This window comes from Pseudomonas sp. BT76 TE3572, from assembly GCF_050435365.1.
GTDB classification, from domain to species: Bacteria; Pseudomonadota; Gammaproteobacteria; order Pseudomonadales; family Pseudomonadaceae; genus Aquipseudomonas; species Aquipseudomonas fluorescens_W.
This window is the reverse complement of the sequence record NZ_JBNDKE010000001.1, coordinates 4,637,224-4,650,308: the sequence shown is the minus strand read 5'-3', so window position 1 is coordinate 4,650,308 and position 13,085 is coordinate 4,637,224. Positions and strand designations below refer to the sequence as shown.

The 13,085-nt window shown below is 57.7% G+C and carries 12 protein-coding genes and 1 pseudogene; all 13 read right to left on the bottom strand.

What is annotated here, in order from left to right; all coding sequences use genetic code 11:
• Positions 1 to 7 precede the first annotated feature (7 nt).
• Positions 8 to 1,015, bottom strand: a complete 1,008-nt coding sequence (tssG, locus tag ABH912_RS21040) for a type VI secretion system baseplate subunit TssG (RefSeq protein ID WP_429511556.1) — start codon at positions 1,013 to 1,015, stop codon at positions 8 to 10.
• Entirely contained in the window at positions 979 to 2,766 is a 1,788-nt protein-coding gene (tssF, locus tag ABH912_RS21035) for a type VI secretion system baseplate subunit TssF (protein ID WP_033059312.1), read from the bottom strand. Before tssF ends, tssG begins: the two co-directional genes overlap by 37 nt.
• A gap of 66 nt (positions 2,767 to 2,832) precedes the next feature.
• Positions 2,833 to 3,216, bottom strand: a complete 384-nt coding sequence (locus ABH912_RS21030; protein ID WP_197281763.1) for a hypothetical protein — start codon at positions 3,214 to 3,216, stop codon at positions 2,833 to 2,835.
• Positions 3,217 to 3,236: 20 nt separating this feature from the next.
• Positions 3,237 to 3,620: a hypothetical protein gene (locus ABH912_RS21025; protein WP_429511555.1), complete on the bottom strand. Its 384-nt coding sequence runs from the start codon at positions 3,618 to 3,620 to the stop codon at positions 3,237 to 3,239.
• A gap of 20 nt (positions 3,621 to 3,640) precedes the next feature.
• On the bottom strand, positions 3,641 to 4,024 hold the full coding sequence (locus tag ABH912_RS21020; RefSeq protein WP_033059308.1) for a hypothetical protein: 384 nt from the start codon (positions 4,022 to 4,024) through the stop codon (positions 3,641 to 3,643).
• Positions 4,025 to 5,173: 1,149 nt separating this feature from the next.
• A pseudogene (locus ABH912_RS21015) lies at positions 5,174 to 5,462 on the bottom strand (PAAR domain-containing protein); the annotation flags it as partial.
• Between the two features lie 10 nt (positions 5,463 to 5,472).
• On the bottom strand, positions 5,473 to 5,880 hold the full coding sequence (tssE, locus tag ABH912_RS21010) for a type VI secretion system baseplate subunit TssE (RefSeq protein ID WP_008150080.1): 408 nt from the start codon (positions 5,878 to 5,880) through the stop codon (positions 5,473 to 5,475).
• A 14-nt stretch (positions 5,881 to 5,894) separates the two neighbouring features.
• Positions 5,895 to 7,370 (bottom strand): type VI secretion system contractile sheath large subunit, encoded by a 1,476-nt coding sequence (gene tssC / locus ABH912_RS21005; RefSeq protein WP_033059305.1) that lies wholly within the window; start codon positions 7,368 to 7,370, stop codon positions 5,895 to 5,897.
• A 26-nt stretch (positions 7,371 to 7,396) separates the two neighbouring features.
• Positions 7,397 to 7,912 (bottom strand): type VI secretion system contractile sheath small subunit, encoded by a 516-nt coding sequence (tssB, locus tag ABH912_RS21000; RefSeq protein ID WP_033059303.1) that lies wholly within the window; start codon positions 7,910 to 7,912, stop codon positions 7,397 to 7,399.
• Positions 7,913 to 7,944: 32 nt separating this feature from the next.
• A complete protein-coding gene (gene tssA / locus ABH912_RS20995; protein WP_033059302.1) occupies positions 7,945 to 9,501 on the bottom strand; it encodes a type VI secretion system protein TssA in 1,557 nt (518 codons plus the stop codon).
• 1,022 nt (positions 9,502 to 10,523) lie between these two features.
• Positions 10,524 to 11,654 carry a hypothetical protein gene (locus tag ABH912_RS20990; protein WP_429511554.1) on the bottom strand — a complete coding sequence of 377 codons (1,131 nt, stop codon included), beginning with the start codon at positions 11,652 to 11,654 and terminating at the stop codon, positions 10,524 to 10,526.
• A complete protein-coding gene (locus tag ABH912_RS20985; RefSeq protein WP_429511553.1) occupies positions 11,638 to 12,105 on the bottom strand; it encodes a hypothetical protein in 468 nt (155 codons plus the stop codon). Before ABH912_RS20985 ends, ABH912_RS20990 begins: the two co-directional genes overlap by 17 nt.
• Positions 12,102 to 12,851: a hypothetical protein gene (locus ABH912_RS20980; RefSeq protein ID WP_429511552.1), complete on the bottom strand. Its 750-nt coding sequence runs from the start codon at positions 12,849 to 12,851 to the stop codon at positions 12,102 to 12,104. The genes ABH912_RS20985 and ABH912_RS20980 overlap by 4 nt, the downstream gene beginning before the upstream one ends.
• Positions 12,852 to 13,085 lie beyond the last annotated feature (234 nt).

Sequence of the window (13,085 nt, the reverse complement as noted above, 5' to 3'; positions counted from 1 at the left end):
TCTGTCCTTAATGAATTTTGCTGCCCAGGGTCACCACGCCGTCCGCTTTTTCGCGGCCCAGCCAACTGGTCCATCCCAGGCGACAGGCGTTCTGCTCACCGATGCGCAGTTCGCGGATTTCTTCCTGGCGCAACACCAGGCGAATGTCGTAATCGAGCGGGTCACGCAGGGTGAACCGCACCAGCGCGCAGAGCGGCTGGTAGCCGAAACCGATCGGCAGGAATTCGTGAAAGCGTTGCCAGTCGAGCTCGCGGATGTGAATGCGGAACTTGCCGCTGCGGTCGCGCACGTGTTCGCCCAGCACCAGGTCTTCGCCGAGCAGGCTGTTGGCGCGACCCAAGCGATTGCGCTGCTCGTCGAGGATTTCGACGCGGCGCTCGATGCACTGTTCGATGGTCAGTTCGGCGTGTTTGAAGTAGTAACGCAGCACCGCTTCGATCAGCGCCGCCGAGTGCGCCCGCAAGCTGAGCAAGCCGAGGTACGGCAGCAGGCGTTTCCAGTTCAGTTCCTGGGCCCTGCGGATCTCTTCGCCACCGAGGCCGATCAACGCAAACAGCTGCGACGAAAACGGGTCGAGGGCGCCGCTCTGGAAGCTTGCGCGGTAGCGGTATTTTTTCCAGATCGGCAGCATCAGCCGTTGCAGGCGATGGTGGAACAGGTCGAGGAAGTTGCGGGTCGGGTTGCCGTCTTCGCTATCGCCCAGGGCCTGTTCGCCGTAGAACGCCGGCAGTGGCGAACCGGAACCGACCAGGCCGATCAGGTTGAAACGCAGACGCGCGCGCATCTGCCCGTGCTCTTCGAAAAACTCCACGCGATCGACGTCACTGCCGGGGAAACCCAGGCTCGGATTGGCATGGAATTCCAGCTGGTCATACAGATCGTCTTCGCTCAGGTACGGGTGCGCCTCGCGCAGCCGGTCAACCACCAGCAGCACGGCCTGAAACAGCGAGTACTCGCGTATTACCCGGGTCAACCCGCTTAAAGCAGGGGTTGCAGACCCATACGTGGTGTCCATTGGTACACCTCTCCCTGTGTGCTTTTTACCCGAAGCTCGTGGTACGAATTGAGACTGGCGTAAAGCGCGAAAAACTCGTTAAGAACTGAAGCGAATACGAACAGGTCGCCCTCGCCGATATACCCTTCCGGGTCGATGGTCAGCTCAGTGCGCAAACCGCGTACCGGCAACCCTCGGTGCAAGCGGTCGACGTGTTGGTGTTTGATCGACTTGAGCCCGCCCAGCAGGCGCTTGCTGACTTTTTCCGCGTGTTGGTCGTAGTAGCGCGGCAGGTCGTAGGTTTCGAGAATCACCTTCAACGCATTGACGTCGGCCAGCGACAGATAGTTAAGCGACATGTTGCTGATCAGCTTCCAGAGGAAGTCACGGTTCAGCGGCGGCGCATAACTGGGCGTGGCCGGGGTGATGTTGCGGAAGCTCAAGAACTCCGGCGTGTCTTCGCAAGCCATGCAGATGTCGCCGAGCTTGAGTTTTTTCGGCAGATTCTGGTTGGTGCACATCAACTCGATCGACAGGGTTTCGTGGGCTTCGGTGTGACGGATGCCGAAGCTCAGGTAAGTGTCGAGGCCGTCGTGCAACGAGGACGAACGCTGGCGAATGCTGTAGTGCGGACGGCTGTTGGGCACGTCGAAACTCGGGTCGTGCTCGAACGATTCGAACGGCACGTACTCCTGATAACCAAGGCCGCCGGGCTTCCATCCTGTGACGGTTTCCACCGAGAACACGCCGCAGTTTTGCAGGTCGTATTCGGCTGGCAGCAGCAGGTATTCGTCCTGCTTGCCGTCGAGGCGGATCGGCAGCGCATCGTGCTTGAACAGGTTGACGATCGGCGTGCAGTAGAGCTTTACGTTGTCCAGCGTCGGGCGCAGGCGCTGGATGCCGCTCTTGCGAATATCGAAGCGCAATTCCAGGCCGCGCATCTGCTTGAGCGTGTCTTCCGGCAGGGCCTTGAGCAGGTCCAGACCGTTGATATCGACGAACAGGAATTTGTCCTGGAAGGCGAAATATTCCTGCAAGTAGCGATAGCCACGGAAGGTGTTCAGCGGATACGGGATCAACGCCTCTTCTTCGGCAAAACCCACCGGCTGCACACGGTCGCCGGGCATCTTGAACGCCATCGGCGTGCCGTTGACGCCATTGATGGGCTTGCCGGCGCCATCCAGCGGGATCAGCTCGATGCCTTCCAGGTTGCGCAACAGGCTCAGGTAAAGCATCTGGCTGATGTAGCGCTCGCCGGCGAAGTGCAGACGCAGACGACTCAGCTCTAGCTCACCGAGGTGACCGTCAGCGCTCATCTCCAGACGCAGGCTCAACAGCGAACCGTCGCCTTTCACCGAGTAATTCAGCGCCGCCAGATCCAACGGCAAGACTTCGGTCGGGTAGCAGGTACGGAAACGGCAACGCACGTCATCGATCAGCACACTCTCAACCGGCGTGTCGCGCTCGACCATCAACGCAGGTCCCGATCGCTTCAGCGGATCGAACTGCAAAATGCTGAACGCCGGCAGCGGCCGCATGTAGTTGGGCCACAGCAGGTGCATCAGCGAGTGGCTGAGCTCCGGCAACTCGTCATCGAGCTTCTGGCGCAGACGACCGGTCAGGAACGCAAAGCCTTCCAGCAACCGCTCCACGTCCGGATCCCGCCCGGCCTGACCCAGGAAAGGCGCCAACGCCGGGCTACGCTCGGCGAATCGACGACCTAACTGGCGAAGTGCGGTGAGTTCGCTTTGGTAGTAGTGGTTAAAGGACACGGGGGGTTACCTGTTTGTCGTTTTTGCAAAATTTTTAAGAGCTGGAACATCCAACAACTGCGTGCGTCATGGGCAAAAAGAACGGTCATCGACAGTCCATGAACGCACGGCTTTTTCTTCGACCTTCTCAACCCGCGCCAAAGCCGTGCGCAGTGCCTGCCCATCAATGGTTTTGACGGCGCTGGCGCTTTTAATCGACAGGCTGTACTGATCGCTTATCTGGCCCGACACGTCCTTGCCCGCCGACGTGTAGTTGGCGATGGAACGACGCTCGTCCGGGTTCAGCCTGAAGCTGCGGGGCTGATCGTCGTAGTTGGAGTCATGGGCCAGGGACAGCTCCAGCGGGACTCCGCAGGTGTTGAGCAGGTAGACATCGTTGCGGTAGACCTGCTGCGCAGCGCAGGCCGTCAATGACACGAAGAAAGCAAAAAGACCGGTCCACTTAAACATCGAATTCATCCTTGGCAGCTTCATGGGCAGAACGACGCATCGTTGATCGTCCAGGAGCTGATATCGCCTTGTCTCACCGGTGTTTTGCCTTCAAGGGCCGCTCTTAATGCCTGCGCATGAATGACCTTCGAGCCACTAGCGGTGTTGATCAGCAGTTCGTAATCATCGGCAATGCGCACCATCGAGTCTTTGTCATACGAGATAAAGCTGCCGATGATTTGTCGGGCGCCGACCGGCGCGACATAGTCGCCAACAGCCGGTCCCCAGTTCGAAAAATGCGATACCTTCAGCGTCAGGGGACTAGCGCAGCTGTTCTGTAGATAGATTTCGTCACGGTAGAGCTGCTGCGAGGTGCAAGCCGTCAGCGGGAACAGCAGCACGGCACAACCGATGTACTTAATCATCAAAGTCATCCTTGGCAGCTTCATGGGCACACCGACGTATCGTTGATCGTCCACTCACGCTGAGTGCCGTCGCTGATCTTCTCCACGCCGCTCAGGCGCTGTTTCAGCTGGGCGCCATCAATCACTTTGCTTCCAACGGTATCGGTGATTTTCAGCGAATAGTTGGCCGGGATTTGCTCGATCACGTCTTCGCCATAAGAGGCAAAGCTCGCTACCAGCGCCCGGGAGCCCGCTGCTGACTTCACATTGCGCAACTGCGTATGCAAGTTGGAGCCGTTGGATATCTTCATTTCCAACGCTTGGCCGCAGCGGTTTTCGACATAAACATGGTTGTTGTAAACCTGTTGTGTCGCGCAGATGGTCAGGGAGATGAAGAGCAGGCTGAAACCGGCGAACTTAATCATCGAATTCGACCCGGGCCAGCCACAGAAGGCTTTTCACATCTTGTTCGGCAGCGGCAACGCGGCTGAAGAAGTCAATGGAGCGATAACCGCTGTAGTAGTTCATGACATCGATTTCACCGGACGTCGGCTCAGGATGATCGGGCTTGATGCTTTGCCCCAGCGTCGAAGAATCCTTGTGCGTCCAGGAATACATCGGGATCACGCCACCGCCATACTCGTTCAGGATGAAATGCCCAAACTCATGGGCGGCGGTGTATTTGAAGTCGTCGTTAGCGGTGCTCGTGGCAGAGGCGATACCGCTCAATCCGCTGTTTACAGCGGCCGTGTAGTACATGCCCATGTTGTGATGAATCTTGCGAAACAGCGCCAGACTGGTAGAGCGACCACCTTCTTTCGACAAATTGTCGACGAGTGGAAAGTTGCCGGCCGAAGGCTGGGCATTAACGTCAGCCTTCACCTTGACCTTGTAAACGCCCTTGCTAGTTGTGATACCGCTTGAAATGCCCTGCCCTCGACTGCCATCGCGCGACCAGTAACGCTCGATACCTTCTTTGGCAAAGCCTTCCAAGGTTGCATATGGCGTATGCGGTGCTCCCGTTACGGAACCTGTCGAACCGCCATCGGAAAACTTGGGCCGCAACACGACATCTACCGTCTTCGCATTCCGATCAACCCGAACATCAACCCACTTCACTTTTTGCGCGGAGCACTCAAGCGTCAGATCCGTGACCTGTTGTTCGCCGCCCTGAGTCGCGGTCAATCGCACCTTCAGGTTCGGGCTTTTCAGAACACGGGTATCGAGAATGCCCGCCGTGTCGTAGCCATCCCACTGCCATGAGTGCTCACCAGTCGGCAGGAACGCTGCGGTATTGGTTTCGGCGTAGATCAACTTTTCGCCGTCCAGCACTTCCAGCTTCACGGTGTCGGCAGCGGCCTTGCGGTTGTCGATGAGGAAGTCGATCAGCTCACGGTTTTTCGTGGCACCGCTTTTGATTTCATCGTAATCCGGGACCTCCAGCGGCGTCAGAACCGAATTGCCGCCGGACTTCAGTTTCAGCCGGTAATCGAGTTTCTTTTCATCAGCGCTGGCTTCTGGAATCAGTGCCGCGACCACAGCACCCAGCGCGGTCGCGACAATCCCGGAGAACGACGCCGCCGAATGCGAATTCCCGATAATCACGGTCCCGGAACCCGCCGTCACCTTGTTGCCATGGGTCCCGACGGAATCCACCGTTGCCGCCGGTTTGCCGTTGATCAAAACGGTCGTGGCCAACCCGCCCGACATCGCACCACCACACGCCGAGGCATCGCCTTGGCGGGCGGCCGGGAGGCCGTCGAAAAATACGTCGCCGGAACCGGCGACAATCGGGTTGGTGCCGTGGCCGGGGAGCGGGCAAGCGGTGGGGTCGGATACGCGGGCTGCGGGTTTGCCGGACATCGGAGTCTCCTTAGTTGACCTTCACTTGACCGCTGCCATCCAGGCGCGCGGCGAAACTGACCTGGCGCTTGAAACCATCAACTTCCAGCAAGCCTTCGATGCTGAAGGACAGGCGAAGCTGATCGTGGTCACGCGGCAGGGAAATGACACGCACATTGCTCAGGCGTGGCTCGTAGGCTTCGATGAAATTTTCGATGGCCAGACGGGCCTGACTCAGGGAGTCGTGCAGGCTCAGACGCATGTCATTGAGATCGGGTAGCCCGTAATCGGACAGCGTTTGCACGCTGCCCGCACGGGTGCTGAGCATCTTGGCCAGATGGGCAGCCACGGACGCCATGGCGGAGACCTCGCGGCTCCAGCCGACGCGTTTGTCCGCGTCGCCACCCAGGCGTTCGAAAAGGCTGCCGTATCCAGTCATGAGTTAGGCTCCGCTTACTCTTTGTCCAGCTTGCCAACCAGCGACAGGGTGAAATCGGCCCCCATGTACTTGAAGTGCGGGCGCACGTTCAGGCTGACGCGGTACCAGCCAGGCTCGCCTTCAACATCGCTGACGATGATCTGGGCAGCGCGCAGTGGACGACGGCCACGTACTTCGGCACTTGGGTTTTCCTGGTCGGCCACGTACTGGCGGATCCACTTGTTGAGTTCCAGCTCGAGGTCGGTACGTTCTTTCCACGAACCGAGTTGCTCGCGCTGCAGCACTTTCAAGTAGTGAGCCAGGCGGTTGACGATCATCATGTACGGCAGTTGGGTGCCGAGCTTGTAGTTCAGCTCTGCGGCCTTGCCTTCTGCGCTGATGCCGAAGAACTTCGGCTTCTGCACCGAGCTTGCGGAGAAGAACGCCGCGTTGTCGGAGCCTTTGCGCATGGTCAGGGAGATGAAGCCCTCCTCGGCCAGTTCGTATTCACGACGGTCGCTAACCAGAACCTCGGTAGGAATCTTGGTTTCGATTTCGCCCATGCTTTCGAAATGGTGCAACGGCAGGTCTTCAACCGCGCCACCGCTCTGCGGGCCGATAATGTTCGGGCACCAGCGGAATTTGGCGAAGCTGTCGGTCAGCTTGGTGCCGAACGCGTAGGCGGTGTTGCCCCACAGGTAGTGCTCGTGGCTGTTGGCGACGGTTTCTTTGTACACGAACGATTTGACCGGGTTTTCTTCCGGGTCGTACGGGTTACGCAGCAGGAAACGCGGCACGGTCAGGCCAACGTAACGGGAGTCTTCCGACTGACGGAAGCTCTGCCATTTGGCGAATTGCGGGCCTTCGAAGTGATCTTTCAGATCCTTCAGGTCCGGCAGGCCGGTGAAGCTTTCCAGGCCGAAGAATTTCGGGCCGGCCGCGGCAATGAACGGCGCGTGGGACATGCAGGCAACGCTGGACACGTACTGCATCAGTTTCACGTCTGGCGAGCTTGGGGACATGAAGTAGTTGGCGATGATCGCGCCAACCGGCTGACCACCGAACTGACCGTATTCAGCGGTGTAGATGTGCTTGTACAGACCCGACTGCATCACTTCCGGCGAATCGTCGAAATCGTCCAGCAGGTCTTCTTTGGAGACGTTGAGGATTTCAATCTTGATGTTTTCGCGGAAATTGGTGCGATCGACCAGCAACTGCAGACCACGCCACGACGATTCCAGGGACTGGAAAGACGGGTGGTGCAGAATCTCGTCCATCTGGCGGCTGAGCTTGGCATCGATCTCGGCGATCATGCGGTCAACCATGGCTTTCTTGACCGGCTCACCGTTGTTTTGCGGCTTGAGCAGCTCTTCGATGAAGGCCGACACACCGCGCTTGGCGATGTCGTAGGCTTCGTCGTCCGGCGTCAGGCGGGTTTCGGCGATGATGCTGTCGAGAATGCTGTATTCGCCGTTCTCTTTGCTCTTTTGCTGTGCTGCGCTAGTGCTCATTGTTGGCTTCCTTGACTGATGGTGGCTCAGACGTTCTGGGGGGCGTCCTGGGCTGCGGCGTTCAAGCCCAGCTCACCCAGTACGCGACCGCGGGATTCGTCGTCGGCGAGAACGCCTTCGATGGCTTTGCGGAACGCAGGCGCGTTACCCAGCGGGCCTTTGAGGGCCACCAGCGCGTCGCGCAGTTCCATCAGTTTTTTCAGCTCAGGCACTTGCTCGACCAGGCTGGCCGGGTTGAAGTCCTTCATCGAGTTGACGCGCAGTTGCACGCCGAGCTCTTCAGTACTGCCCTCTTCCTGAAGACGGTTCGGCACGTTCAGCGTCAGGGTCAACTCTTGCTTGGCCAGCACTTCGTCGAAAGTCGTCTTGTCGATGCTGATCGGCTTGCGATCTTCGACTTTGCGTTCGTCCTTGCGGTGGGTGTAGTCACCGATTGCCAGTAGTTTCAACGGCAGTTCAATCTCTTCCTGTGCACCACCGGTGGCAGGTTTGAAAGTGACGTTGATGCGTTCCTTGGGGGCTACCGAGCCTTCTTTGGCCATGGCTATTCTCCTTGCGGTTGTGGCCCTGGGGCCTATTCGAGTACCACTTCGAGATCGAGGTGGCACAGCCTGCGATAAATCTCTTCCTTGCGTTCACGTACGGCATGGTTCTGCGGCAACAACTCGCAGCAGCTATGCAGTAAATGCAGCACTTCCAGCGCAAGATCGGGCTCCCAGGCGTTCAGGCCTGAGTCCTGTAATGTTTGGTCGAGGGTTTCGAGTTGGGTCTTGGCCAGTTCGTATTTCTTGGCCATGAAGCACAGCCGCGCGAGGGCGAACTGCCAGAAGAATCGGACGCGTCCGCCCTGGGCGCTTTGCAGGCCTTGCTTGAGGATCTGCACGGCGGTCTTGAGGCCGTCCTTGCGCAGGATTGGCAAGACTTCTTCCAGGGCCACTTCCCAGGCCGGCTGGCTGTCGGCGACTTCGACCTTGCGCGGCGCACTGGCGCTTTGCAGGTGCGGCATGACATGGGCACTGACCCAGGCCCGGGTGGCCGGATCGGCAAACGGGGCGCCGTCATGGAAACGCAATTCGATGATGCCGGGCAGGCGCTGAATCAAAAGCGCGAAGTGGATTTCCACTTCGCGCATAGCCATCTCGGCGTTGAGCCCCTGGAGGCACTCCCAAACCATTCGCTGGCCATCGAACCAGAACGGCGCCTTCGCCAGGCTCGCCTCCAGTTCCACCAGCAGATCGGCGTATTTGGCCTGGTCGTAACGGTCCTGATAGGCCTTGAGCTTGTCGGCTGGCAATCCGCGCAGAACGGTGATCTGCTCGGTGTTGCGCTCGGGCACCGCGTCAATGGGCAACCACAACAGTGTGCGATTGAGGCGCAAGGCGCGAAGGTCGGTGGCTTTCTGCTTGAGCCACCAGGCACACAGCGGCCGCGCGCTTTCCTGCTGGGCGCGCAGGGCTTTATGGGCTTCTTTTTCGTTGTCGATCGGTGCGCCGGGGGTGAACAGTTGCGTGGCGGCTTGTTTGACCTGAGCCACCGCCGCGCCGACGACGCCAGGTTCCGGCTGATTGTCGGCGGCACGCTGGACCATGTTCTTCAGGCGGCGGGAGATCGGCAGCAGCAATGGCGCATCGTCGCCCAAGTGCCCGGTGCAAGCGGCATCGAGACCTTCAAGGTGCTCGACCAGCCGCCGAAACATCGGCAACTGCTCTTTGATTGCGACGTTTTCGGTCAGCACCTGCTCAAGACGCGGTACCAGCCAACTGATGGCAGCGGAGCGGGTGCGGGCCTTGGTCGGGTGGACTTCGGCCCAGTGGCTTTCGCACAGGTAGTGCAGCAAACCGAGGCCGGCCAGCAGCCCCTGAAAGGATTCGCGCTGGTACAGCGCCCAGGTCAGCCAGGCGCCAACCCGCAAATCCTTGGACTGGGTGCGCAGGAGGCTTTCGCTGTTTTCGCGGATTTTCAGCCAGTCGATCTGACCGCTTTCGTGCATGGATTGGGCTTTGCCCAGCTCGCTTTCCAGCGCCTCATATTCGCTCGAAAAGCGAACATCCTCGCCCGCGAAATTCTCTTTGGAAACAGAGGCTTTTGCGAGTTCGAGATAATGAGCCGAAAGTTTGCTTGAGTAGGACATCCATGGCCTTTATTTAGGATTACGGTCATACGCCCAATGAAGATTTCAGGGGGCGAGGACAGTATCAAAGAGCTGCGATGAGTCTCATCCAATTGAGTTCGTGCTCTTTCAAGTGGGCGCATCGTAATCACAATGATGGCCACTAGCAAGCATCTGATTAAACAATAAGACGAAGCGTGTTTTTATCTCGTAGGAGATGTCCCTATATGTAGCAAGGGAATCCCTGAGATGGGTTTAATTACACATTGCTCGACCCACTGGCCGGAAACCGTTGAGATAGAGCCATCCGACTCTTCCACCTTAATAAACGCCGTATTCATTGCCGATTCGCTCCCTGAGGCGGACGCGAATCATGCCAAAAATACAAAATGATGAATGTAGGAGCATTCCGAAATGTTACCGATACCAGTGAATAAAACGGCGAGTGACAACAGGTAATAAGAAAAGTGCCATCACAATGATGGCATTTTATAATTAAAACCAAAGTTCCAAATTGGAACTTTCGGTATCGCGGAAATTTCATGCCGGGATTCAAGATCCCTCCTACATCAATACTTTGGATGCCTTGTTAGCGTGCACGGCATTTTGACGACCTGCTCGGGCCAGGCCATGGGTCAGACGTCGCGATTTTTTCTCTCTCAGCTTAAGGACGAGCTAAAAAAGGCAAAAAGAGGTAAGTGATTTTGTGCGTGAAGGCGGGCAAATGGTGGTTGGAACCGGTTCTCGCTACACCGGTGATTCAAAGCGGCGTCTTTCCGCTCCACCAAACCGCTTGCGCAAACAGTAATGAAGACATTTCGAGCAACAGTACGAAGGCCCTCTCTTAACGTATTAATGGCTACGCCTACTTCTTTCGTCGAAACAAGATTTCGTAACCACCAACGAATATTCAGCAAACTCCTCACTTCCTGCTGCGCGGGTGGACACACCGCCTCCACCGCGCCTGCGTTACGCCGTAAACGCGCACCGACTGATCCGGGAGTTACCACTGAAAACCGGGGCTTCAAGCACGTATCTACAACTCATGCGCGACGTTTGTCGGTCGGATTTAAACGCTGCACCTCGGCAAAAATCTCGGTAATCGGGCGTCGCGGCTGACGTTTGTGCAAGGCGCGGACCTGTGCGCTCAGGCGCAGCAGTTCTTCGCTCGGCTTGGCCCATTGTTCCTTTGGCAACTGCTCGGACCATTGGCGCATCACTTCGGGTAAGGCCTGCGGGGCCATTTTCTGGAGGCGGCGGACTTCCCATTCGGTCAGGTGGTTGGGAATCGTCCACAGCGTCATCACGTGGTACAGGTACCAGAAGATGCCGGACACTCGCCCACGTTGACCGTCGCGGATTTGCTGGTGCATGCGTGCACGGGCGTTGTGAAAGGAGTGCAGGCCTTCGTGGGGCGCGTCGTTCGGGCCTTGCAGGTCTAGCGGGTCCTGGATTGATTTGAGGTCGTTGACTTCGTATTCCATGTAACCGCGTATCGCTTCCCAGTGGCTGATGGCGATGTGCAGTCCGAAACAGGGGAACTCGACGCTGGTCAGGGTCTCGCCGTGCTGGAAGCCGATGCCCATGCCGTATTGGCGGTGGATGCCGTACTGGGTGGCGCCTTGAGCTTCGATGACCCAGGCGGATAAGGATTCCCAGGGGACGAAGAGCGGTTCGGTGGCGTCTTCGGGCATGAAGCAGACTTCGCGGCGTTGGCGGTTGAAGCGGGTGGGAATGATTTTGAGGCGTTTTTTGTGGTTGTGGTGCCAGACGCCGAGGCCGATGAGTAAGGAAAAAAAAGCGGTTAAAAGTCCGAGTTCTGAAGCAGCAAAAAAAAGATCAACCGCAAACTCCCATGAATAAAGCCATTCGTATCCCAGAACGAGACCAAAACAAAAACTAAAGAGAGGCAAAAGGAAAATGAACATACAGGCTCCGCTAAATGGCCCGCCTAATATGACCTGCCATGAAAACACCTGCGGCGATCCTAATCCGAAGTCCATGAACACCTCATTTAATTCCCCGATATGAGGGCCATGCGGCGGCAGCGGTGTCGGCAATGGCAGCGGCGCGAGATAGGTAATTCTCCCACTGGGAAACGGTTCGACATCGCCGGCTTTTCGGGATTGTCTGAGGTGCGGGGCAGGCAGAGGTACATCATTCTTGATGGGCATGGTCGGCCAGCTCCAGCAGATGGGTTTCAACCAGCAACAACGGTGGATGCTCGGTAACGGATTGACGGGGCAACGAAGGGAAATGGCCCTTACCGCGCGGGTTGAGGTGAATAACGTCAGTCAACGATTCCCACACCCCCTTGGCGTTCAAGGTCTGTATGCAGACGGCCAGCTCCAGTGTTTCGGAAGCCGGGGTAAATACGCTGTCAGGATCCACGGGATATTGCAGGCATAACACCAGCCGATCGGGTCCTGTTTGTACGATGCGCAGGCTGTTTGCGACTTCCTCACTGATGATGTCCTTGCGTTCTCGAGGTGCGCCGCGACTGTGGAGAGGAATGGCAATGCGATGGGCGCCGATCCCAAGACGATGAGTCGCTTTGTCACTCCGGATCAGTTCCGGGTGTTTTTCTTGATAGTCGAGCAGGGTTTTACGGCTGTAACAGCTCATGCGCGGCGTTTGTCCGTCGGATTCAAACGTTGAACCTCGGCAAAAATCTCGGTGATTGGGCGTCGCGGCTGGCGTTTGTGCAGGGCGCGGACCTGTTCGCTCAGGCGCAGCAGTTCTTCGCTCGGTTTGGCCCATTGTTCCTTTGGCAAAGACTCGGACCATTGGCGCATGACTTCGGGCATGGCCTGCGGGGCCAGTTTCTGGAGGCGGCGGATTTCCCATTCGGTCAGGCGGTTGGGAATCGTCCACAACGTCATCACGTGGTACAGGTACCAGAAGAAGCCGGACACTAGACCACGTTGGCCGCCACGGATTTGCTGGTGCATGCGTGCACGGGCGTTGTGGAAGGTGTGCAGGCCTTCGTGGGGCGGGTCGTCGGGACCTTGCAGGTCTTGCGGGTCCTGAATGGATTTGAGGTCGTGGACTTCGTATTCCATGTAACCGCGGATGGCCTCCCAGTGGCTGATGGCCAGGGAAAGACCGAAGCAGGGGAACTCGACGCTGGTGAGGGTCTCGCCGTGCTGGAAGCCGATCCCCATGCCGTACTGGCGGTGGATGCCGTATTGGGTGGCGCCTTGGGCTTCGATGACCCAGGCCGAAAGGGATTCCCAAGGGACGAAGACAGGCTCGGTGGAGTCTTCGGGCATGAAGCAGACTTCGCGGCGCTGGCGGTTGAAGCGGGTGGGGATGATGTGGAGGCGTTTTTTATGGTTGTGGCGCCAGGCGCCGAGGCCGATGGCCAGCATGGAAAATCCGGTAACTAAGGCATATCCATAGATGGCGAAGAATAAATCAATGACAAATTCCCATGTGTATGCGAAGTCATATCCGAACATAAGGCCCATGCAGCCAATTGCTGGCGGGATTAGGAACGTGATCATGAAGGCAACACTGAATGGTCCACCCAATATGACTTGCCATGAAAATATCTGCGGCGATCCCAATCCGAAGTCCATAAAAACCTCATTTAATTCCCCGAT